This window comes from Streptomyces sp. 351MFTsu5.1, assembly GCF_000383655.1.
Classification (GTDB): domain Bacteria; phylum Actinomycetota; class Actinomycetes; order Streptomycetales; family Streptomycetaceae; genus Streptomyces; species Streptomyces griseorubiginosus.
In genome coordinates this window covers 44,168-66,500 of record NZ_KB911786.1, presented here as the reverse complement: position 1 = coordinate 66,500, position 22,333 = coordinate 44,168, and the positions used below count along the sequence as shown (strand labels likewise).

The 22,333-nt window shown below is 73.6% G+C and carries 17 protein-coding genes; 10 read left to right on the top strand and 7 right to left on the bottom strand.

Annotated features, from left to right (window positions below):
• Positions 1-15 precede the first annotated feature (15 nt).
• The 5 genes from H295_RS0125865 (at position 16) to H295_RS0125845 (ending at position 8,861) form a co-directional block, all read left to right on the top strand.
• Complete coding sequence (locus H295_RS0125865; protein ID WP_020138254.1) at positions 16-1,716, top strand: fatty acyl-AMP ligase; 1,701 nt, start codon at positions 16-18, stop codon at positions 1,714-1,716.
• Positions 1,713-5,843: a type I polyketide synthase gene (locus H295_RS0125860; RefSeq protein WP_028809752.1), complete on the top strand. Its 4,131-nt coding sequence runs from the start codon at positions 1,713-1,715 to the stop codon at positions 5,841-5,843. The genes H295_RS0125865 and H295_RS0125860 overlap by 4 nt, the downstream gene beginning before the upstream one ends.
• A 16-nt stretch (positions 5,844-5,859) precedes the next feature.
• On the top strand, positions 5,860-6,783 hold the full coding sequence (locus H295_RS0125855; protein WP_020138253.1) for an alpha/beta hydrolase: 924 nt from the start codon (positions 5,860-5,862) through the stop codon (positions 6,781-6,783).
• 122 nt (positions 6,784-6,905) lie between these two features.
• Positions 6,906-8,138, top strand: coding sequence for a PucR family transcriptional regulator (locus H295_RS0125850; RefSeq protein ID WP_020138252.1), 1,233 nt, complete (start codon positions 6,906-6,908; stop codon positions 8,136-8,138).
• An 81-nt stretch (positions 8,139-8,219) separates the two neighbouring features.
• On the top strand, positions 8,220-8,861 hold the full coding sequence (locus tag H295_RS0125845) for a cutinase family protein (protein WP_028809751.1): 642 nt from the start codon (positions 8,220-8,222) through the stop codon (positions 8,859-8,861).
• A 77-nt stretch (positions 8,862-8,938) separates the two neighbouring features.
• Here H295_RS0125845 and H295_RS0125840 read toward each other — a convergent pair whose 3' ends face one another.
• The gene (locus H295_RS0125840) at positions 8,939-10,654 is read right to left on the bottom strand and encodes a hypothetical protein (protein ID WP_051135608.1); all 1,716 of its coding nucleotides are present in this window, start codon (positions 10,652-10,654) and stop codon (positions 8,939-8,941) included.
• Positions 10,655-10,799: 145 nt separating this feature from the next.
• Positions 10,800-11,759, bottom strand: coding sequence for a helix-turn-helix transcriptional regulator (locus H295_RS0125835; RefSeq protein WP_020138249.1), 960 nt, complete (start codon positions 11,757-11,759; stop codon positions 10,800-10,802).
• 218 nt (positions 11,760-11,977) lie between these two features.
• Here H295_RS0125835 and H295_RS0125830 point away from each other — a divergent pair, with 218 nt between their 5' ends.
• Complete coding sequence (locus H295_RS0125830) at positions 11,978-12,319, top strand: ANTAR domain-containing protein (protein ID WP_020138248.1); 342 nt, start codon at positions 11,978-11,980, stop codon at positions 12,317-12,319.
• Positions 12,320-12,578: 259 nt separating this feature from the next.
• Positions 12,579-13,736 carry an alanine--tRNA ligase-related protein gene (locus H295_RS0125825; protein WP_020138247.1) on the top strand — a complete coding sequence of 386 codons (1,158 nt, stop codon included), beginning with the start codon at positions 12,579-12,581 and terminating at the stop codon, positions 13,734-13,736.
• 3 nt (positions 13,737-13,739) lie between these two features.
• On the opposite strand, the gene H295_RS0125820 is transcribed toward H295_RS0125825, so the two are convergent.
• Both H295_RS0125820 and H295_RS0125815 read right to left on the bottom strand, forming a co-directional pair.
• Entirely contained in the window at positions 13,740-16,088 is a 2,349-nt protein-coding gene (locus H295_RS0125820) for an ABC transporter permease (RefSeq protein WP_020138246.1), read from the bottom strand.
• Complete coding sequence (locus H295_RS0125815) at positions 16,085-16,777, bottom strand: ABC transporter ATP-binding protein (protein WP_020138245.1); 693 nt, start codon at positions 16,775-16,777, stop codon at positions 16,085-16,087. Before H295_RS0125815 ends, H295_RS0125820 begins: the two co-directional genes overlap by 4 nt.
• Positions 16,778-17,030: 253 nt before the next feature.
• Between H295_RS0125815 and H295_RS0125810 the strand changes: the two genes are divergently transcribed.
• Together H295_RS0125810 and H295_RS0125805 are read left to right on the top strand one after the other, a co-directional pair.
• Positions 17,031-18,332, top strand: coding sequence for a sensor histidine kinase (locus H295_RS0125810; RefSeq protein ID WP_020138244.1), 1,302 nt, complete (start codon positions 17,031-17,033; stop codon positions 18,330-18,332).
• Entirely contained in the window at positions 18,317-19,021 is a 705-nt protein-coding gene (locus tag H295_RS0125805; protein WP_020138243.1) for a response regulator, read from the top strand. The genes H295_RS0125810 and H295_RS0125805 overlap by 16 nt, the downstream gene beginning before the upstream one ends.
• Before the next feature lie 60 nt (positions 19,022-19,081).
• Here the strand turns inward: H295_RS0125805 and H295_RS0125800 are convergent, their stop codons facing one another.
• Positions 19,082-19,534 (bottom strand): flavodoxin family protein, encoded by a 453-nt coding sequence (locus H295_RS0125800; protein WP_020138242.1) that lies wholly within the window; start codon positions 19,532-19,534, stop codon positions 19,082-19,084.
• Positions 19,535-19,633: 99 nt separating this feature from the next.
• Here H295_RS0125800 and H295_RS0125795 point away from each other — a divergent pair, with 99 nt between their 5' ends.
• Positions 19,634-20,266, top strand: coding sequence for a class I SAM-dependent methyltransferase (locus H295_RS0125795; RefSeq protein WP_020138241.1), 633 nt, complete (start codon positions 19,634-19,636; stop codon positions 20,264-20,266).
• 84 nt (positions 20,267-20,350) lie between these two features.
• Here the strand turns inward: H295_RS0125795 and H295_RS0125790 are convergent, their stop codons facing one another.
• On the bottom strand, positions 20,351-20,587 hold the full coding sequence (locus H295_RS0125790; protein WP_020138240.1) for a hypothetical protein: 237 nt from the start codon (positions 20,585-20,587) through the stop codon (positions 20,351-20,353).
• A 185-nt stretch (positions 20,588-20,772) separates the two neighbouring features.
• The gene (locus tag H295_RS0125785) at positions 20,773-22,305 is read right to left on the bottom strand and encodes a helix-turn-helix domain-containing protein (RefSeq protein ID WP_020138239.1); all 1,533 of its coding nucleotides are present in this window, start codon (positions 22,303-22,305) and stop codon (positions 20,773-20,775) included.
• Positions 22,306-22,333 lie beyond the last annotated feature (28 nt).

The window sequence follows — 22,333 nt, the reverse complement described above, 5'->3', positions numbered from 1 at the left end:
GAGGAGACCTGCCTGATGGACAGCCGCCGTCCCCCGCTCGCCCCCGCGTTCCGCACGCTGCCCCAGTACCTGCGGCACTGGGCCGAGACCACCCCCGACCGACGGGCGTTCACCTTCGTCGACCACCCCTCCCCGGACTCGCGAGGCGTCCACCGCACCCTCACCTGGCGCCGACTGGACCTACGCGTGCGTGCCGTGGCCGCGCGTCTCGCGGAGGAGGCCGAGCCAGGGGCCCGGGTGGCGCTGCTGTGCCCCCAGGGGCTGGAGTACGTCACCGGGTTCCTGGCGGCGCTCAGCGCGGGCCTGGTCGCCGTACCGCTGTATCCGCCGGGTCTGCCCGGCCAGGAGGACCGGCTCACGGCGGTCCTGGCCGACGCGCGCCCGGCCGTGATCCTGACGACGAGCCGACACCTGGAGCAGGTACGGGAGTTGGGCGACCGGGTCGTCGCGGTGGACCAGGTGCCGGACGCCACCGCGAGCGACCGGGAGCCGGCCGCCGGCGAGGTCGCCTACCTCCAGTACACCTCGGGGTCCACCCGCACTCCGGCCGGCGTGGAGATCGGGCACACCAACGTCGTCGCCAACGCCTGCCAGGCGCTCACGGCCTACGGCGCCGACGTCCATCCGGTGACCTTCGTGGGCTGGCTGCCGCTCTACCACGACATGGGGCTCGTACTGAGCGTGGCCGCCCCGGTCGTGCGGGGGCTGCTGTCGGTGCTCATGGACCCGGTGGCCTTCCTGCACGAACCCGCGCGCTGGCTACGGCTGTTGTCCGCACACCCGCGGGCGCTCAGCGCGGCCCCCAACTTCGCCTACGACTACTGCGCCTCGACGGTGACCGACGCGCAGAAGGCGGAGCTGCGACTGGAGGGCGTCTTCGCACTCCTCAACGGCAGCGAACCGGTCCGCCCCACCACGGCCGACCGCTTCCAGGCGGCGTTCGCCGGACAGGGTCTCGTCGCGGGGACGCACTGTCCCTCGTACGGCCTCGCGGAGGCGACCGTCTTCGTCAGCGCCGCCCGGCCCGGGCAGCCGTTGCGCCGGTTCGCGCTCGACCGGGACGCACTCGCCGAGGGCAAGGCCCTGCCCGCGCGTCCCGACGATCCGAGGGCGGTACTGCTGGCGGGTTGCGGTGCCCCGGCGGGACAGCGGATCCGGATCGCCGACCCCGGCTCCCAGGCCGTCCTGTCCGAGGGCGAGGTCGGGGAGATCCAGGTGCGGGGTCCCAACGTGGGCCGCGGCTACTGGAACCACGAGGAGCAGTCCCGGCGGGTCTTCGGCGCGGACGGCTGGCTGCGCACCGGCGATCTCGGGACGGTCCTGGAGGGCCAGTTGCTCGTCACCGGCCGGCTCAAGGACCTGATCGTGGTCGACGGCCGCAACCACTACCCGCAGGACGTGGAGGCCACCGTCCAGGACACGCATCCGGCGCTGCGGCGGGACCGGCTCGCCGCGTTCGGGGTGGCGGGCGGCTCGGGCGAGCGGGTGGTCGTGGTGGCCGAGCACACCCGGACCACCAGCCTCGCCGAGCTCGACGTGCCGGCGCTGGTGCGGGCGGTGCGGGCGGCCGTGTCGGCGCGGCACGGGCTGCGGCTCGCCGACGTCGTCCTGGTGGCGCCGGGCACCGTGCCGCGCACGTCCAGCGGGAAGGTGTCGCGGGCGCTGACCCGGGAGCGGTACCTGGCGGGGGCCTACGCGGTGGGCGGTGCCGGGTGAGAGCCGTGGATGCGGGCGCGGTGCGCCGGCTGGTGGTGGAGCGGGTCGCGGAGTGGACCGGGATGCCGGCGGCCGAGGTGCCGATGGACCGGCCGCTGGCGGATCTCGGGATGGCCTCGCGGGACGCGGTCGTGCTGGCCGGCGAACTGTCCCGGCTGACCGGCCGCGAGTTGCCGGCGACGCTGCTGTGGGAGGCGCCGACCGGGGATGCGCTGGTGGCGCACCTGTGCGGCACGGCCTCCGGGACCGGACCGGCCTCGGCACCCGGGCCCGGACCGGACTCGGTCCCGGCACCCAGGCACGGACCGGCATCGCTCGCGGCGCCCGGGCACGGACCCGCGTCGCTCGCGGCCCCCGCAGCGGCAGCGCCCGGTGAGCCGGTCGCCGTCATAGGCGTCGGCTGCCGCCTGCCCGGCGGGGTCCACGGACCCGGCGACTACTGGCGGCTGCTGACCGACGGGGTCGACGCGATCCGACGGGTGCCCGAGGACCGCTGGCGCGACTTCGGCGCCTTCCCGCCCGAGGACGCACTCCCCTACGGCGGCTACCTCGACGACATCGCCGGGTTCGACGCGGACTTCTTCCGGATCAGCCCGCGCGAGGCCGCCGTGATGGACCCGCAGCAGCGGATCCTGCTGGAGGTCGTCCACGAGACGCTCACGCACGCCGCCGTCCCCCCCGCCTCCCTCGCGGGCACCGCCACCGGGGTCTTCGTCGGGGTCTCGGCGCCGGAGTACGGCACCCTCACCGGCGCCGACCCCGCGGCCGTGGATCCCTGGGCGCCGGCGGGCGGCGCGCTGAGCGTGACCGCGGGCCGGCTGTCGTACGTGCTGGACACCCGGGGGCCCAGCATGGCCGTCGACACCGCCTGCTCCTCCTCGCTGGTCGCCGTGCACCACGCGTGCGTGAGCCTGCGCACCGGCGAGAGCGACACGGCGATCGCCGCGGGTGTCAACGTGCTGCTCTCCCCCGCGGTCACCGTGGCGTTCCGGCGGGCCGGTGCCCTCGCGCCGGACGGCCGCTGCAAGCCGTTCTCGGCGGACGCGGACGGTATCGGGCGCGGCGAGGGCTGCGCGGCCGTCCTGCTGAAGCGGCTGTCGGACGCCGAGCGCGACGGTGACCGCGTCCTCGCCGTCATCCGCGCCACCGCCGTCAACTCCGACGGCCGCTCCAACGGCCTTCTCGCCCCCAACCCGGCCGCTCAGCAAGCCCTGTTGGCCTCCGCCTACGCACGGGCGGGACTGATCCCGGCACATGTCGACTACGTCGAGGCGCACGGCACCGGCACCCCGCTCGGCGACCCGATCGAGGCGGGCGCCCTGCGTGCCGTGCTCGGCGCGGGGCGCGACCCCGACCAGCCGCTGCTGCTGGGTTCGGTGAAGTCGAACCTGGGGCACCTGGAGTCGGCCGCGGGCATCGCCGGGCTGGTCAAGACGGTCCTCGCCCTGCACCACGACCTCATCCCGCCGTCCCTGCACTGCTCGGGAGGCAGCGCCCTGGACGACGTACGGCTGCGGGTGGTGTCCGAGGGCGAGCCCTGGCCGCGTTACGGGGGTACGGCGACCGCAGGGGTCTCCGGGTTCGGCTTCGGCGGCACCAACGCCCATGCGGTGCTGGAGGAATGGCGCCCCGGCGTGCTGCCCTCGCGCCCGGCCGAGGAGCCCGGCGCCCGGCTCCACGTCCTGTCCGACGTGGACGAGGAGCGGCTGCGGGACACCGCGGCCCGGCTCGCCGACTGGCTCCGTACGGCCTCCGCGCACCCGGCCGACGTGGCCCGCACACTGGCCGGACGGGCCGGACGCGGGAGTGTACGGGCGGCCGTGGTCGCCCGGGACCGCGCGGAACTGGCCGACGGACTGGACGCGTTGGCGCGGGGTGACACACCAGGAGCGTCGGCGCACGGGCCGGTCGTCACCGGCGACCGCGATCTCCTCGGGCAGGGTCCGGTGTGGGTGTTCTCCGGGTACGGCAGCCAGTGGGCCGGTATGGGACGCCGACTGCTGACCGAGGAACCCGCCTTCGCCGCCGCGGTGGAGAAGCTCGACGCGGAGTGCGGACTGTCCCTCTACGAGCGGCTGGCTTCGGGGTGCGCACTCGACCGCCTCGAGGTGGCCCAGCCCGTTCTCTTCGGACTCCAGGTGGCACTCGCCGAGTTGTGGCGTTCCTACGGGGTCGAGCCCGCCGCCGTCATCGGCCACTCCCTGGGCGAGGTCGCCGCCGCGGTGTGCGCGGGCGCCCTCGACGCGTCGGAGGGCGCTCGGATCCTCGCCGTCAGGGCCCGGCTGCTGAGCGGGTTGCAGGGCGGGGCCATGGCGGTCGTCGACGTGGACGACGATGAACTCGGCCTCTTGGAAAGGGACTTCCCCGGTGTGCATGTCGCGGTCCACTCCTCGCCGGGGCAGAAGGTCGTCACCGGGGAGGAGCCGGCGGTGGCGCGGTTCGTGCGCTGGCTGGAGGGACAGGGCAGGGCGGCCCGGTCCATGCGGGTCGTGGGAGCTGGGCACTCACCCCAAGTCGATTCGCTCCTCCCGGAGTTGACCACGTCTCTGGCCGACGTCGGCGGCCGTGCGCCGCATGTCCTTGTCTACTCGACCGTCCTGGACGATCCGCGCGGCGACAGTGTCTTCGACGCCGCTCACTGGGCCGCGAACCTGCGCCGGCCCGTGCGGCTGGACCGGGCCGTCACCGCGGCCGCGGCCGACGGCCACTCCGTGTTCGTCGAGATCTCGCCGCACCCGGTGCTCGCGCGGGCCGTCACCGACACCGCGCCCGGCGCCCTCGCGCTCGGCACGCTCCGGCGGGACGCCGACGGCTGCGCGGACTTCCTCGCGCAACTGGGGGCACTGTACTGCGCGGGCGGACGCCTGCCGCTGCCCGCGGGACGGGTCGTCGACATGCCCGCGCCGCGCTGGAAGCACGTGCGGCACTGGTGGACGGACGGGCGGGGGGCGGCCCCCGCGAGGCCGGCGGCGGGCACGGCTTCGGGGGCGCGCCCGCGGGTGGGGGCGGATGCGGAAGCCCGGGTGTCCGCTGATGCAGTCGCGGCGGCGCCCGCACACGTGCTGGTCAGTCAGGTCGACGCGGCGGAGGCCACCTCCGTCGCCGGCCGCCTGTGCCACCACATCGCCGCCGTCACCGGCCACCCCGCCAGCCGGATCACCCCCAGCACCGCGCTGGCCGACCTCGGCCTGGACTCGCTGATGGCGGTACGGATCCGCACCGCCCTGGAGCGCGAGTTCGCCGTCCAGCTGCCGCTGCGCGACCTGCTCGGCGCCACCACGGTCCAGGCGCTGGCCGACCGGATCCGGCCGGACGCCGTCCGTCCGCTGCGCGTCGCCGGCGACCGTCCCCCGCTCTTCCTCGTGCACGCCGCCGGCGGCACGAGCGAGGTCTACCGGGCCCTGGCCGAACGGCTGGGCGACGACCGGCCGGTGTACGGTCTCGACCGCCTCGAGGACGCCCGCACGGTCACCGAGAAGGCGCGCCGCTACGCCGAGGCCGTCACCGCGGTCCGTCCCGACGGGCCGGTCCTGCTGGGCGGTTGGTCCTTCGGCGGTTTCGTCGCCCAGGAGACCGCGCGCCGACTCACCGCCGCCGGACGGGAGGTGGAGCTCGTGGCACTGATCGACTCGGTGCGGCCCCTCCCCCTGCCGGGCCGCACACCGGCCGACCGGGTCCGCGCCCACTTCGAGGGGTTCGCCCGGCACGTCTCGGACGTCTACGGGGTGCGGCTGGAGCTGCCGTACGACGAACTCCTCGCGACGGACGACGACGGCGAGCGGATCGACACCGTGCTGGGGATCCTGCGCGACCGCGCCGATGTGCCCGGCGCCGCGCTGGAGCACCAGCGCTCCTCCTATCTGGACCTGAGGATCGGCGAGGCCCACCGGCCGGGCCGCTACGACGGGCCGGTGGTCCTGTACCGGGCCACGGAACCCGCCCCGCACACCGTGCGCGATCCCGCCTACGAACGCGACGACCGGGCGCTCGGCTGGGACGAGGTGTGCCCGCGCCTGACCGTCGTCCCGGTCGCGGGCCACCACCTGTCGCTGCTCGACCCGCCGCACGTCGACGAGATCGCCGCCCACCTGGGGCGAGAGCTCGTCGCGAGAACCCGCTCCACGTGATCCGAGGAGAGCCGCCATGCACCGTCGCACCACCGCAGTGTCCCGACGCACCCTCGCCAAGGCCGCGGCCGGTGCCGGACTGGCCGCACTGATCGGCGCCCGGCCCGCCGCCGCGCTCTCGTCGCGCACGGTCGACGTGTCCGTGTCCTCCGTCGCGCTCGGCCGCAGCGCTCCGGTGCGGCTGATCCTGCCCACGAGCTTCGACGCGCAGCCTACCCGGACCTACCCGGTGCTGTACCTGCTGCACGGGGCCCACGACGACTACACGTCCTGGACCCGGGAGACGGACATCGAGGCCTTCACCGCGGGCCGGGACCTGATCGTCGCGATGCCCGACGCGGGCCCCACCGGTATCCCCACCGACTGGCGCGACGGCCCCGACTACGAGACCTTCCAGCTGACGGAGGTGCCCGCGCTGCTCGCCCGCGACTACCGGGCTTCCGGAGTGCGGGCCGTCGCAGGGGTCTCGACGGGCGGCTACGGGGCCATGGCGCACACGGCGAGGCACCCTGGCCTGTTCGCCGCGGCGGCCTCCTACAGCGGGATCCTCGACACCATGGCGCCCGGTGTGCCGAACCTGATGGACGCCATCGTGGCCCGGGAGAACCTGGCGCCGGCCTCGCTGTGGGGCAGTCCGATCCTCGACCTGCTCACCTGGCGCGACTTCAACCCGCGCTCCCGCGCCACCGGGCTGCGCGGCACCGCCCTGTACGTCTCCCAGGGCAGCGGGCTCGCGGGCGGCACCGGCGACTGGCTGCCGGAAGCGCTGGAGAGTGCCCTGTGGCCCTCCGCGCACGGCTTCACCGACGCCCTCGCGCTGCTGCGCATCCCGGTCACCACGCACTTCTACTCGGGCGGAGGACACAGCTGGGCGTACTGGAAGCAGGAGTTCACCGCGTCGTGGCCGATGCTCGCGCGGGGTCTGGGGGTGCCGGTGTGATGTCGGTACCGTCGGGTCAGGGAACGCAACGCAGGGGACGTCCGTCCAACACGGGACTCACCCCTCGCCCCACGGGCAACGGCCCCAGGGTGAGCCGCTTCCGGGTGAAAGGAGGGCCCCCTTTGGCCGGCCCCGTCCCGCACGGTGTACCGGAGGGCCGCGGTGACCCCGCGGTACCGCCCGATCTGGCCGACCTGCTGCGCGCCCAGTTGGAGGAGGTCGCCGACGAGGTCGAGGAGGAGGTCCGCCGGCAGGTGCCCCAGTACGCCCGCCCCGCCGACGGGACCTACCGCGAGCACCTGAGAGCCGGGGTCGTGCAGGCGCTCACGCTGTTCGTCGACCACATCGCCGACGCGCGTGGCCACGGGGAGGCCATCACGGCGACGTACTACGAACTCGGGCGCGGCGAGGCCCTGGAGGGGCGCAGCCTGGACGCCCTCCAGTCCGCGCTGCGGGTGGGCGGGCTGCATGCCTGGCGGCTGATGGGCCGTACCGCGGAGGAGCTGGGCCTGGACACCGCCGTCGTCACCGCGCTGGGCGAGCTCGCCTTCCGTACCGTGCACGAGGTCGCGGAGGCGGCCGCCGCCGGGTACTCCGAGGCCCGCGCGCAGCACACGGACGAGTTGGAACGGCGGCGCAGACGGCTGCTTGACCTGCTTCTCGGCGACGGACCCGTGGCGCCGGAGGCGGTGCAGGACCTGGCGCACGGCGCCCGGTGGCCGGTGCCGAAGCAGGTCGCGGTGGTCGCGCTCGCGGCCGGCCCGGACCAGCGGGTCGAGGAGTGGCCGCTGGCCGCCGCCGGGGCGCTGGTGGACATGGAGTCACGGCCGCCGCGGATGCTGATCCCCGACCCGGACGGCTCCGGCCGGTCGGGCAGCCGGGCCTTCGGGCTCGCGCTGCGTGGGCGGCCGGCCGCCATCGGCCCGACCGTGCCGGTCGCGGAGGCCGCGCAGTCGCTGCGCTGGGCCACCCGGGCCCTCGGCCTGATGGGACGCGGACTGCTGCCCCGGCAAGGGGTGGTGCGTTGCGTGGACCATCTGTCGACACTCCTGCTGCACAGTGACGAACCGATGCTCGGCCGGCTACGGGCGCGGGCCCTGGCGCCGCTCGACGCGGTGTCCGAGGGGCAGCGCGAGCGGCTCGCCGAGACCCTGCTCGCCTGGCTGCTCAGCGGCAGCAACGTGCCGGAGGTCGCCACCCGTCTCCATGTCCATCCGCAGACCGTGCGCTATCGGCTGCGTCAGCTGGACAAGGTGTTCGGAGAGGCGCTGCACGATCCCGGCGCGCGTCTGGATCTGATCCTGGCACTCACCACGGCACAAAAGAACGAGGAATTCCTGAATTCCCGTCCATAACAGGTCCGCCGCTCAAGCGAATACGTTCGGGACATCCTTTCCACAGGCGTTTCATACGCCCCACCCGCAAAGGATCCCCCCATGCGTATTCGCTTGTGCCTCGCGGCACTCTCTCTCGTCGGCGGGGCCACGGTGGCCACCGTCACGGCGCCGTCCGCGACCGCCGCGGCCTGCTCGGACATCGACGTCGTCGCAGCTCGCGGCACGTTCGAGCCGGGCACGCTCGGCTTCATCGTCGGCGACCCGGTGTTCTCCGCACTGCAAAGGAAACTGACGGGCCGGAACCTGTCGAGCTACCGGGTGAACTATCCCGCGGACCTCTCCCCCACCTCGGCCGCGCAGGGCAACGCCGATCTGGTGAACCACGTGAAGAGCCAGGCGTCCACGTGTCCGGACCAGCGTTTCATCCTGGTCGGCTATTCACAGGGCGCGAATGTCGTCGACAATTCCATCGGCATCAGCAGCGCGGGCGCGGTGGTGGGCAGTCCCATCGTGGCCACGCTGCCCGCCGCGGTGGAGCCGAAGGTCGCCGCGGTGCTGCTGTTCGGCAACCCCATCCGGGCCATCGGCAAGAGCGTCACCGGCACGTACCAGAGCCGCACCATCGACTTCTGCGCCCAGGGCGACCCGGTGTGCGAGGCGGGCGGCAACGACACCCTGGCGCACCTCGGTTACACCGCGAACGCAGACGCGGCGGCGGCTTTCGCGGCGAGCAAGGTCTGAGAGTCCCGACAGACGGCTTCGGTACGAGGGAAAGGGCCCGGGAGTCGAACTCCCGGTCCCTTCCCCTCTGTTGGCTCCTACCTGGGATCACGGGCGAACCCGGTCAGCGCGGTGGACACCGGTTCGGGACGACGGTTGTTCTGCACCGGCGCCGCGGTCAGCACGTCGAGGTGCTGGTAGCCGTCCGCGACCACGGGGTGCAGATCGGCGGGGATCCGGCCCGCGAGCAGCCCGTCGCCCGCGAGAACGGTGAGCGTCGGGTGGGCGGTGAGTCCGTCGGGGTGCACGACGAGCCGCTTCACCTGCGGGGAGGTGGACAGTTCGAGGTCGGTGACGAGCTTGGTCGGGAAGTACTGCTCGGTGAAGTCCAGCGGCTGTGTGCCCATGCTGCGCGCCAGTTCCTGGATGTCGGTCACCTCCTTGCCTGCGGCGGTGAAGGGCGTTCCGTCGGAGGACCGGTACCCGGGGTCGTCGGCGTCGCCGACCCGGTCGTAGTCGCGCCAGGTGTAGAGCGGGCCGTGCGGTACCGCGGGGATGGCCTTGTACTCGGTGCCGAAGAGGCCCGGCTGTGCCGAACTCCCGTTGGTGACGGGGAAGTTCTTGTCGGTGACCGGTCCGCCGTCGAAGAAGCCCACGCTGCTCTGGAGGAAGGCGAGCGGGACGGACTGGTCGTCCATGAGCGCGCCGAGCACGGCCTCGTTGGTGAGCCGGAAGTCCTTCACGGCGGGTGAGCCGGTGAGAAAGGTGGCAGTGTCCTTGGAGAACAGGAACCGGTTGGTGGCCTCGATGTCGGTGTTCCGGGGCAGGTAACCCGGCAGGTCGGACTCGCCGTCCGGATCCTGTACGGCTCCCACGCCGGCGATGGCGAGCAGGGTCATGGTCTCGGGGTTGAGCAGGACGGGCGCGGACAGGGAGCGCGGGAACAGGCCGCTGTCGAGTCCGGCCTGGACGACGCCGTAGCCGAGACCGACGTCGGGCAGGCCGGTGTCGTCCGGGATGCTGCCGCTCAGGTCGCCGAGCGAGGTGGAGACGGTGGTGTCGAGGGCGAAGTAACCGGCGCACTGGTTCTGGCCGGAGTCGGCGGTGGTGGCGGGGTCGCCGTCGAAGTCGGCGGTGGCGAAGTAGCCGGTGATGACACCCCCGAGCGAGTGCCCGCCGCACAGCACCTTGTCCTTGCGGACCTTCTGGTCGGGCAACTCGGCGGTGAGCAGGTCGTACTGGTCCCGGACGGTCTGCTCGATGCCGAGGCGGGCCATCCAGCCGAGCCGGCCGTCGGCGACGAATCCGGCGAAGGTGCGGCCCGCGACCTGTTTGCCCCGGTAGTAGTAGTCGACGGCGGTGTGCTGGTCGCCGGAGGCGGTTCCGGTGTGGTCCTCCAGGCAGTTGGAGCGCCGGTCCAGGGCCCAGAACTCGACGTGCTCGCCCTCCTGGGCGGCGCGGGCCACGGTGTTGCGGGCGACGCTGTCGAAGGCTCCCGCGCCCTCCAGGATGCCGGGCTGGGCGACCAGGACCCGGTCGGCGTCGGCCGACGAGGCCGGGCCCGTGGAGGACCGGTAGCGCAGGTACGACAGCCAGTCGCACGCCGCGGGCCGGGCGCCGAAGGACGCCGGCAGGGGTGCCTTCACGCGGACGACGGTCTCGGTCACACCCCCGCCCGATCCGGCGGCCGTCTCGGTGCGCGTGCTCCCGGCGGACGCCGACCCGGTGGCCGTCCCGGTGAACGCCCCGGTGGTCAACAGCACCGCGAGCGCCGCGGTACGCCACGTTCCTGCTCTGCTGCGACTCGTGTTCATGCCGGGACGGTAGGCCGACACGGGCCCGCCTTCCGGGGGTTGCTCACAAGAACGCAGGGCTCGGTGGACGCTTTGTCACCAGCCGCTGAGTCCTTCCCTGCCCCCTGGCCATCAGCCCGTGCTGGCCGTACGGACGGCGGGGACGTCAGCCGTCCCGGAGGGTGCGGCGCGGTGAGCGGGCGTAGGTGCGGCGGTAGAGGGTGGCGAAGCGGCCGGGGTGGGAGAAGCCCCAGCGGGCGGCGATGTCCGTGACGGTGGCTCCGCTCTCGGGGTCCGCGGCCGCCAGCTCGGCGTGGGCCTGGGACAACCGGACCTGGCGGACGTACGCGAGCGGGGTGCACTCCAGGTGCCGTCGGAAGGCGTACTGGAGCGCGCGGACGCTGACGTGGGCCGCCTCCGCGATCTCGGCGACGGTGAGGGGACGGTCGGGGTGGCCCTCGATGAAGGCCACCGCGCGTCGCAGGGCGGCCGGACGGGCGTCCTGGCGGTCGGAGCCCGTGGGGTCGACGGACGCGGTGTTGGGGAACGTGGCCAGGACGGTCGCGGCCAGGTGCTGGGCGGCGGTGGAGGCGACGAGCGGCTGGTCGGCTACGGCGGGGTCCGCGAGGACGTGGTCCTGGACATAGCGGATGGTCGACCGGAGCCGCTCCCCCGCCGCCACGCTGAGCGGCCGGTGCCCGGTCAGCCGCACCGGTTCCGGGCGCAGCGGGTCCGCGACCCCCGCGACCTGGGTGAGCAGTGCGGGGTCGAGCATGGTGATGTTGTAGCGGGCCGCGTGGATGCGGCCGGCGTAGGAGAGCTCCGGCGGGGCGAAGGACACCACGTCGCCGGGTCCGAAGGAGTCCGAGACGCCCTGGTAGACGTGGTCCTCGATGGTGCCCTCGTGGACCACGCACAGGCAGATCCGGCCCAGCGGGGTGACGGCGTAGCTCATGTCGAAGTCGAGGTCGAGCTCGTCGACGCTGACCGTGTCGATGGCGCTGCGGTGGATGCGCGCGCGGCTGCTGTCCGGGGTGCCGTTTCCGATGCGCATCTTCGCGTAGGCGTGACTGAGGAACTCCTCGGTGCGCTCCAGGTCCTCGCTGTCGAAGGTGAGCGTCTCCACGCGGCCAGGCCCTTCCTCTCACTGATCTGCGCTCTGCGTCCTCTTTTCCCCTACCCGCGAATGCCGTAAGGCTGCATCGAGGCGTTTCGCTTTCTGTCCTGCCTGCTCACAAAGTGTGCGCTTGGTGTCTCGTGGCCGGTGGCTCCCGCCGTTCAGACTGGAGAGTCGGTGACCGGGGAGTCGCCGGGCGGCAGGGGGAGAGGGTGGCAGGGCGGTACATGACGGATCGCGAAGAGCTGGTCGGGAAGATCGAGGAACTCCAGGAGGAGGTCGCCCAGCTCCAGCAGGCCCTTGTCTCGCACGCCGTCGTCGACCAGGCGATCGGGGTCGTCGTCGCCCTGAGCGGTCTGCGGTCCGAGCAGGGGTGGGAGATCCTGAAGACCGTCTCCCAGCGCACCAACACCAAGCTGCGGGACGTGGCCCTGCATGTCGTGCAGTGGCCCGCCGTCGGCGAACTGCCCCCGGAGATCCGCCCCGCGCTGCGTATCGCGCTGGGCGAGGCACGCGCGCTGCACGGGGGCCGGCCCCTGGTGCGCCAGGAGCACTGGTGCGCGCGCTAGGCGGCGCCGTGGCGCGGGTCGGCGCCTTGCCGTGGAAAACCGAGTGACGGCCGACGGGCCCGTGCGTACGGTTGACCGCATGAAGGTCATCAGCCGTACGCACCACACCGCAGCCGCGCGAGCGACCAGCTCGCCGGCTGCCGACGCCTGACCTCACCCACTCCCCCGGCGGCCGGAAACGGACCGCCGGTGCAGGATTTCCCGGGCGCCTCCCGTCGCCGCGGTCGTTTCCGGTCCCACGAGACCGAAGGATCCCGCCATGGACTCCGACCGGACCGTACGCGTCTTCACCGACTTCTACCGCGAGCGCGGACACCACCTGATCACTGGCAGCACCCTGCTGCCGCCGCCGGGCGATCCGGTGCTGTTCACGACCTCGGGCATGCATCCGCTCACGCCGTACCTGGAAGGCCGTCCCCATCCCCGGGGCCGGCGTCTGGTCAACGTGCAGCGCTGTCTGCGCACCACCGATCTCGACGAGGTCGGCGACGCCACGCACCTGACGGTGTTCGAGATGCTCGGCTCGTGGTCGCTCGGCGACTACGGCCACTCGCAGAGCCTTCGCTGGGGGTACGAGCTGCTCCGCGACGGCTTCGGCATCCCCCACGACAGACTCCACGCCACGGTCTTCGGCGGCGACGAGCAGGTGGGCCCGGATCTGGACGCCCTGCGCACCTGGGAGGAGTCGGGCGTGCCCGTGGAGCTCACCGGGGAGGACAACTGGTGGTCCAACGGTCCGGTGGGCCCGTGCGGCCCGGACTCGGAGATCTTCGTGTGGACCGGCGGCACCCCGCCGCGGGGCACGCCCACGACGGACCCGCGCTGGGTGGAGATCTGGAACCACGTCGTCATGCGGTACCGCCGTCTCGACGACGGCTCCCTCCAGCCCCTGGAGCGTCCCGGTGTCGACACCGGCATGGGTCTCGAGCGGCTGGTCAGCGTCCTCCAGGGCCGTGACTCGGTCTACGACACCGACCTGTTCGAGCCCTGGAGGCGGCTGCTGCCGTGGTCCCTGGACGAGCCTTCGCTGCGCCTGGTCAGCGACCATCTGCGCTCCGCCGTCGTCGTCATCGGCGACGGGGGGCGCCCGTCGAACACCGGACGCGGCTACGTCCTGCGCCGGCTCGTCCGTCGGCTGCTCACCACCCTGCGGCGCGAGGACCCCTTCCGCACCCTCTCCGACCTGCCGGTGGAGCACCTCCAGCACACGCTGGACCACTTCCGGCAGACCTGCGGGACAGGTCCCGTCCGGGATGTGCTGCTGGAGGAGGAACGGGGCTTCGACAGGCTGCTGGAGCGCGGTCGCCGTCTGCTGTCGGGCCCCCGGTACCGGGGGCCGCTGAGCGACGAGGACTACGACTACCTCCACGACACCCACGGCCTGCCCCGCGACCTGGTGATCGGCCTGCGGGAGTGACGGCTACTCGGTGCGCAGGGCCGTCGCCGTACGGGCCCCGGCCGCCCAGCCGGCCGGGAGCATCGCGCCCAGCAGGGCGATGGCCAGGCCGGCCAGGCCCAGCAGGAGCAGCTGCGGGGTTCCGTACACGTCGAGGACGGACGGGGGCAGGTCGGTGCCCGCAGCGTGTCCCATCACCGGCAGCACGAACCCGTGCAGCGCGTATCCGGCCGGGACGCCGACCAGGCCGCCGAGCACGCCGATGCCGGCCACCGAGGCGAGGACGAGGCTCACGGTCTGCCGGGGTGACATGCCGACGGCCTTGCAGACGCCCAGGTCGTGGACGCGTTCCCGGGTGTCGAGGACGACGGAGTTGAGCACGCCGAGCCCGGCGACGGAGACCAGCATGAGGGTGAGAAGCGCGGCCATGGTGTTCAGGACGAGAACCATGTTGTGCTGCCGGGAGGGGGAGTTGGCCACGGCCTCGGCGCCGAGGGGCCGGATCCGGGTGGAGAGCTTCTCGGCGTACGCGGTCGGGGCGACGCCCGCCTTCACGTCGACCAGGAACACCTGGGGCCTGGTCGCGGGGAAGTCGGCGGCGTTCACCTGGATCTCCAGCTGGTCGTCGGCGCTGCCGAAGGCCACCCCGACGATCCGCAGGGCGGCCGTCTCCTTGCCGACCGTCACCCGCACGGTGTCGCCGGTCTGCGTCCCGGTGGTCTCCAGGAACTGGCGGGGCACGACGACCTGGCCGGTGCCGTCGAGCCAGTGCCCGGCGGTCATCGCGTACGCGCCGGTGCCCGAGTCGCCCGTGAACAGGCCGGCCCGGACGTTTCCGGTGATCCCGGCCACGGTGGCGTCCTGCTGGGCCTCGCCGTAGTAGGAGGCCGTGCCCGGCTGCGCCTCGATGGCGGCGCTCACCTGTGCCGGGTCGGCCTGCCGGGGCTCCTGGGTGCCGGGCGCGGGGACGTGTTCGCCGTGTGCCACGCCGGGGCCGCCGGTGAAGACGGTGACCGCGGCACGGTCCTCGGGGTCCTGGATCCGGCCGACCTCGTCGAGCGAGGAGGTGAGTCCGACGGCGAAGGTCGCCGCGATCGTGCCGAACGCGACCGCCAGCAGCATCGCGAGGGCACGGACCGGGTGGGCGAAGGGCGCGGCGAGGCCGTAGGTCACGGCCCGGGGCAGCGGGAGGCGGCCCGCCGCGCGGTGCGCCCACCGGCCGCGTCCGGTGCGCGGGGCACGGCCGACGGCGATGGCCTCGACGGTGGGCAGCCGCCCGGCCCGCAGGGCGGGGACGAAGGCGGCGGCGCCGACGACCAGCAGGGCGGCGGCCGGGACCACGACGTCCACCCACCAGGCGACCGACAGGGTGGCGGTGCCGTACGCCTGCTCGGTTTCGTCGAGGAGCGGAAGGGCCAGCAGGTTGCCGAGGACGACGCCGAGCGCGATGCCCGCTCCCGCCGGGACGAGCGCCTGCGCCACGTAGGCGCGCACGACCTCGCCCGGGGTGAAGCCGATGGCCTTGAGGATGCCGATCCGGCGCAGGCCGGTGCCGACCGCGCCGCTGATGACGCTGCCGACGATGATCACGGACATGACGAGGCCGAGGACGCCGAACGCGATCAGGAAGGGGATGGTCGGGGCGGCCCCGCTGTCGGCGGCGCGCTTGGTGTCCAGGTAGGACCGGGTGCCGAGCAGCGCCCCCGTGGGGACGGCGGCGGTGAGCTTCTTGCGGTCGGCGGCGAGGTCGCCCGTCGATCCGGCCTCCTCGAAGCGGTAGAGCATCTGCCGGGTGACCGGGGCGTCCTTCGTGCCGAGAGCCCTGACCTGTGCGGGCGTCACCCACGCGTCGGCGCTCCGGCCGGCGGAGGTGGCGAAGCCGACGACGGTGAGCGTGGTGCCGGAGGCCGTCAGGGTGTCGCCCACCTCGAAGGCGGGCCCCCGGTAGGAGGAGCTCAGCACGACCTCGCCCGGCCCTTTCGCCCATCGGCCGGCCGAGAGGTCCAGGTCGTCGACGGTGGCGTGCGGGCCGCTGCGCCCCACGAAGGTCATCGCCGGGGGCTTGCGGCCGGCCGAGTCGGTGACCTGGAGGAGCGCGGTGGGATAGGGCCCGGCGCTCGCGGCGACCCCGTCCAGCCGCCCGGTGGCCGCGAGTTGGGCGTCGGTCACCTCGGCCGGGTCGAAACCGGCGGTGAGGTGGGCGCCCTTCTGCGCGGCGAAGGCATGGTCGAAGGGCGCGTTGGTGACGACCATGAGGGAGCCGGCGACCACGGCGGCCGCCACGGCCATCATCGTGGCGATCGCGATGACCGCGGTCTGCACCCGGCGCCGGCCCACCCCGGAGCGGATGACGCGGCCGAGCGGTCCGGTCATCGCACGGCCTCCGCACGGGAGTCGAGGGCGACATGGCCGTCGACGAGGTGGACGGTACGGCTCGCGCAGGCCCGGGCGAGGGCCGGGTCGTGGGTGACCAGCACGATGGTCTGGCCGCCGCGGTGCAGGTCCACGAGGAGGTCACGGACGTCCTGACCCGAGGCGCTGTCGAGGGCGCCGGTCGGTTCGTCGGCGAGGAGCAGGGCGGGCCGGTTCACCAACGCCCGTGCCACGGCGACGCGTTGGCGCTCACCGCCGGAGAGACGGCCGGGGTGGGCGCGGGCGTGCTTCTCGATGCCGAGGACCTCCATCAGTTCCGTCGCGCGGTCCCGCACGGTGCGCCGCGCAACTCCGTTGAGCTGGGCGGGCAGTTGGATGTTGTCGAGGACGGAGAGGTCGTCGAGGAGGTTGAAGAACTGGAAGACCATGCCTATCCGTTCGCGGCGGAACCGGGCCAGCGCGTGCTCGCCGAGCCGGTCGATCCGCTGTCCGTCGACGGTCACCGTGCCCTCGGTCGGCTTGTCGAGCCCGGCGACGAGGTTGAGCAGGGTGGACTTGCCGCTGCCTGAGGGGCCGGTCACCGCGAGGGCCTCGCCCTGGGCCACGGAGAGGTCGAGCGGGCCGAGCGCGGGTGCGCCGGCACTGTCGTAGCGCTTGGCCACGCCCTTCAGTTCGATGACTTGGGTCACGGGAGATCCCCTTCGGGGGTGTCGTCGAGCGGGTCCGCGCCACGACGGGCGGGGCGGCCGGGCCGCGCGGTTGCGTCGGCGTGGCGAAGGTACGGACGGTCGGGCCGTCGGCGCGTCGGCCGGAACACCGACACGCGGCCCTTCGCCGGGAGGATCCGGGGCCGGGGTCGTCCCCGAGGAGTACGTCCCGCGGAGGGGGCGCTGGTCATCCGGGGGGACGCGGGACGGGCCGAGGGGCCATGACAATGGACGCATGGAGACGGAGTACCTGCGGGGGTGGCGTCGGCAGGTGCGTTTCGCGCTGCGCCCTGAGGCCGAGCGCGCCCCGCTGTCGAGGCGGTCGGTGTGCTTCGACGTGCTGCTGGCCGTGCTGCTGACGGTGGTCGCGCTGGTGGTGGCGGCGCGCTACCCCGGCGACGGGCCGGTGCGGATGTCGCGGATCGAGTACGGAGTTCCGGCACCCCCGGCGCCGCCCCGGCCGCCCGTGCCCGGCAGTGACGTGGGGCGACCGGCCTCCCCGCCCTGGGTCCTGGTCGTGCTGTCGGCGCTGCCGCTGGCGGCACGGCGGCGCTTCCCGCTGGCCGTGTTCGCGGTGGTGCTCGGCGCGGCGCTCGGGATCGGTGACAACGCCTCCTGGATCACCGTGCTGACCTGTGTGATCGGCACGTACAGCGCGGTCATGTACAGCCGGTACCGGGCGGGGGCGATGACCGGTCTGGTGGTGGCGGCCGTGCTGGCGGGGGTGGCCTTCCGGTCGACGGATCCGGTGCTGCCGGGCTGGTCGAGTCCCGGGGTGGTGCTGCTGGTGGCCGGGGTTCTGGCCGGTGTGGTCCGGTTCGGGCAGGGGCGGCTCGCGGCGAGCCGGGACCGGTTCACGGCCCTGGAGCGGGCGCACGAGGAGGCGACCCGCCGGGCCGTGCAGGAGGAACGCGCCCGGATCGCCGCGGAGTTGCACGATGTCGTGACCCACAATGTGAGCGTGATGGTGATCCAGGCGGGCGCGGCGCGCAAGGTCATGGACGTGGCACCGGAGCGTTCCCGACAGGCCCTGCTCGCGGTCGAGGCCGGCGGGCGGGCCGCGATGGCCGAACTCCGGCATGTGATGGGCCTGTTGGCGCCCTCGGACACCGGCAGGCCGGACTCCCCCGCCGACGGTCTCGAACCGCAGCCGGGGCTCGGGCAGTTGGACGCGCTGATCGACCGGGTGCGGGCCGCGGGGACTCCGGTCGGGGTCGCGGTGTCGCTGCCGGCCGAGCCGCTGCCGCCGGGGGTGGACCTGACGGCGTACCGGGTGGTGCAGGAGGCGCTGACCAACACCCTCAAGCACGCGCCGGGCGCCGAGGCCGTCGTCACCGTCGGCTGGTCCGACGACCTGCTGGAGATCGAGGTCAGGGACACCGGCGGGGTCCGCGACGGGGTCCCGGCGGACGGGAACGGGCGCGGGCTGATCGGGCTGCGCGAGCGCCTCGCGGTCTACGGCGGCGAGCTGGCGGCCGGTCCGACCCTCGCCGGCGGCTTCCGGATCAGGGCGGAGCTGCCGTGGCGGACGGCGTGAACGGGGACACGGTGAGGGCGGTCATCGCCGACGACCAGGCCCTGGTCCGGACCGGGTTCGGGATGATCCTGGCGGCGGACGGCATCGAGGTGACCGCGGAGGCGGCCGACGGGGCGGAGGCGGTCGCCTCGGTCCTGCGGACCCGCCCCGACGTGGTCCTCATGGACATCCGGATGCCCGGCATGGACGGCATCGAGGCGACCCGGCGCATCCTCGCCGAGGACTCCGCGGGCGAGATCCGGGTGATCATCCTGACCACCTACGACCTCGACCACTACGTGTACGCGGCGCTCATGGCGGGGGCCAGCGGCTTCCTCCTGAAGGACGTCACACCCGAGCATCTGGTGGCCGCCGTACGGCTGGTGCGGTCCGGGGACGCCCTGCTGGCGCCCGCGATCACGCGCCGCCTGATCGAGCGCTTCGCCCGCCCGGAGGCCGCGCCGCCGGCCTCCCCGCACCGCGACCTGTCCGGGCTGACGCCGCGCGAGCTGGAGGTGCTGCGGCTGCTGGCGACCGGGCTCAGCAACGCCGAGCTGGCCGAGCGGCTGTTCCTGAGTCCGACGACGGTGAAGACCCATGTCGGACGGATCCTGTCGAAGCTGGAGCTGCGGGACCGGGTGCAGGCGGTGGTCCTCGCCTACGAGAGCGGACTGATCACTCCGGGCGGGCCTGCGGAGAGTGCGCGTTAGGACACGGTCCGGCGCCGCACAGCGCCCGTCAGGACACCGCCCGGCCGCGCACAGCGCGCGTCAGGACATCAGTCCGGCGGCGACCGTCGCCCCCAGCTCCCAGCACGCCTCGATGTCCGCCTTGGCCGGTTCGCCGGTCACGGTCACCGGTTCGGCCGCACGGCGCCAGCCCAGACCCGTCGTGATCGACTCGATGCCGCGCAGGGCTCCGGTGACGTCGTTGCCGCCGTGCACGAAGGCACCGAACGGACGGCCGCGCGTCTCGTCGAGGCAGGGGTAGTAGACCTGGTCGAAGAAGTGCTTGAGGGCACCGGACATGTAGCCGAGGTTGGCCGGGGTGCCGAGCAGGTACCCGTCCGCCGCCAGTACGTCCGAGGCGGTGGCGGACAGGGCCGCACGGCGTACGACGCGGACGCCCTCGATCTCGGGGGCCGTCGCTCCGGAGACGACGGCCTCGAACATCGCCTGGCAGTTCGGCGAGGGCGTGTGATGCACGATCAGCAAGGTGGCCACGCTCGCACCCTGCCCTGCCTCGGCTTTCGGCCGCAAGCCGGGCCGCGTGCACGGGGTGCCGGGCTACGATGCCGGGACACCGCGAGGGGGGAGCAGGTCGTGGCCGGAGACGGACAGCGGGCGGCGGAGGTCTTCGACGCGCTGGGGCTGACGTACGAGAAGGCGTTCGCGCGTTCCGAGGCGCATCTGGCGTCCCTGGATTGGCTGCTCGGCCGGCTGGCGCCGGGCAGCCGGGTCCTGGACGTCGGCAGCGGCACCGGCCGCCCCACGGCGTCGACGCTCGCCGACGCGGGCCACGAGGTGCTGGGGGTGGACGTCTCCCCCGTGATGGTGGACCTCGCCGTCCGACAGGTGCCGCGAGCCACCTTCCTTCTCGCCGACATCCGCGAACTGCCGCTGGAGGAGGGCGCGTTCGACGCGGTGTGCGTGTACTTCTCCCTGCTGCAGATGTCCCGCGCGGAGCAGTCCCAGGTGCTGGGGCGGCTCGCGCGGGCGCTGCGTCCGGGCGGAAGTCTGGTGCTGGCCACGGTGCCCGCCGACGTCGAGGACCTGGCGATCGAGTTCATGGGCCGGCCGGTCCGGGCCACGAGTTTCGCCGCCGAGGACGTGGTGGCGGTGGTGCGGGACGCGGGCCTGGTGGTGGAGTCGGAGCAGTTCGTGGAGTTCACACCGGACCACCCCGAGGGCGCACCGGAGCCGCATCTGTTCGTGTACGGCCGACTTCCGGCGTGACATGGGCGTCCCTGTGACACGGGTGTCCATGCGCATGCGGAAGGACCGGACACCCGTCTGTCCGGCCCTTCCGTGCCCGCAGGGTCAGCCGCCGTTCAGCCGTGAGCGCAGCAGGCCCTTGCCGATCTCGGCGCCCTTGCGACTGTCCGCCTGGGCCTTGCGGAACAGGTCGGCGACCTCGGTGTCCTTGGCGCGTTCCGCGTCCTGGATGTAGCTCTCCAGCCGCAGCGCGTTGCTCAGACACGCCTCCACGTACCAGATCAGGTTGTAGTCCTTGTCCGGCGTGCCGGTAGCGCCGCCGGTCTCCGTGCTGCTCGTCATACCGGGCCTCCTCCAGCGGTGGTCGTTCCGGAGCCGGACGAGTACCCGTCGTGCGCGGGGGAAACGCCTCGCAGGGGGTGCGACCGGTCCCCCGTTCCGGTCGTGCCCCCTGCGGTGTGTCCGAACTTACGTGACCTGCGGACTCCTGTGAATCGCGCCGATGCCCGCTGGGCCGGACGCGGGGCTCACCCGTGCACAGGTGCGTCCGGTTGGCCCGGATCGTCCCACGGCAGGACGGGAGGATCGAGTTCTCCGCTCGCGAGGTGGGCCAGCACGACCTCGTAGAGATCACTGCCGGAGGCGAGGAGCCGGCGTTCGAGGACCGGTTCGGCGCTGCGGACGTGTTCCCGCACGGTCTGCGCGTGCACGGCCAGCGCCTGAGCGGCCCGCTCCGCGTTGCCGCCGGCCGCGATCCAGCTGCGCAGGGTGCGGCGCAGATCGCGGGCGTCGCTGTCCAGGCGGCCGAGCAGTTCCCGTGCCCAGGCTTCCAGGGCGGGCCCGTGCAGCAGGTCGCCCAGCCGGGTCCCGGCCTGCCGTGCGTCTGCGCGGTCGCAGCGCTCTCCTTCCTGTCCGTCTGCGAGGCTGACCTGGGTGCTCAGGGCCAGATGGACGGTCGCGCGGACGGCCAGGTCGGTGAAGTCGGTGCGCAGCAGGGCCTCGACGCGTTCCATACGGGCGCGGACCGTGTTGCGGCTGACGCCCAGCACTTTCGCCGCGCTCACGGCGGTGAACTCCAGGCCGAGACGGGTGGTGGCGAGCAGTTCCGCGCGGGTGTGGTGCGGCAGGGTGTCGAGCGGGCGCAGCAGCCGGGCGGTCCACGCGCGCAGCGCCGCCGGGTCCATCAGCCGTTCGGGGTGGGTGCGTTCGGGGTACACGGCCGCCCTGTCCGGCCGTACGCGCGCCACGGCGAGGGCGCTCACCGCCTGTCCGTAGGCGGCGGCGGTCTGGGCGAGGCTCTGGTGGGCGCTGCCGCCGAGAAGGGTGCCGGGGTTGCGGTCGACGAGCGAGCGCAGGGCTTCGCCGGAGGCGTCCGCGGCGGTCACGAGGATCACGTGTCCGTCCATGGCCGGGCAGCGCACCACCAGGGCCCGGCCCCCGGTCACGCCGAGGCACTCCTCGGCGAGCCGGTCGCGTTCCGCCGCGTCGCCTTCGAGGACGTAGACGCAGGCCGTGTCCGTGTCGAGCAGGCCGGGCCACAGCCCCGCGGCGACGCGGCGCGCGGCGACGGTGTCCTCCACCATCAGCAGTTGGAGTATGGCCAGGCGCAGATCGGAGGTGGCCCGCTTCAGGCGCCGGTCGGCCGCGGTCGTCTCCCGGGCGCGGATCAGGAGTTCGAGGACCTGCGCGGTGTGGGTGAGGATGTCGGAGGTACGCCGGTCGAAGGGGGCGGGGCGGGCCACCGCGAGCACACCGGCCGCCGCCGGGTTCGGGTGTTCGACCCTGAGCAGGCGCACATGGCCGCCTCCGTCCGCCGAGGCCGCGGAGGCGATCCGGCCGACGCGGATGTCCGCGACGAGGCTCTCGTCGAGCGGGATGCGGGGGCCGGCGACGAGGGTTCCGGCATCGTCGTGGAGGGAGGCCGTGCCGTGCACCGTCTCCCCGAGCCAGGCGACGAGTCTGCGGATGTCCCGCCCGGTCGGCCTCAGATGGTCCAGGAGTTCCTGCGCCCACGTCGAGTCCCCGGCGTCCTGCGCCCTGCTTCCCCCGTGACCTGCCACGTCACCCTTCTCCTCGCCGCTCGCACCC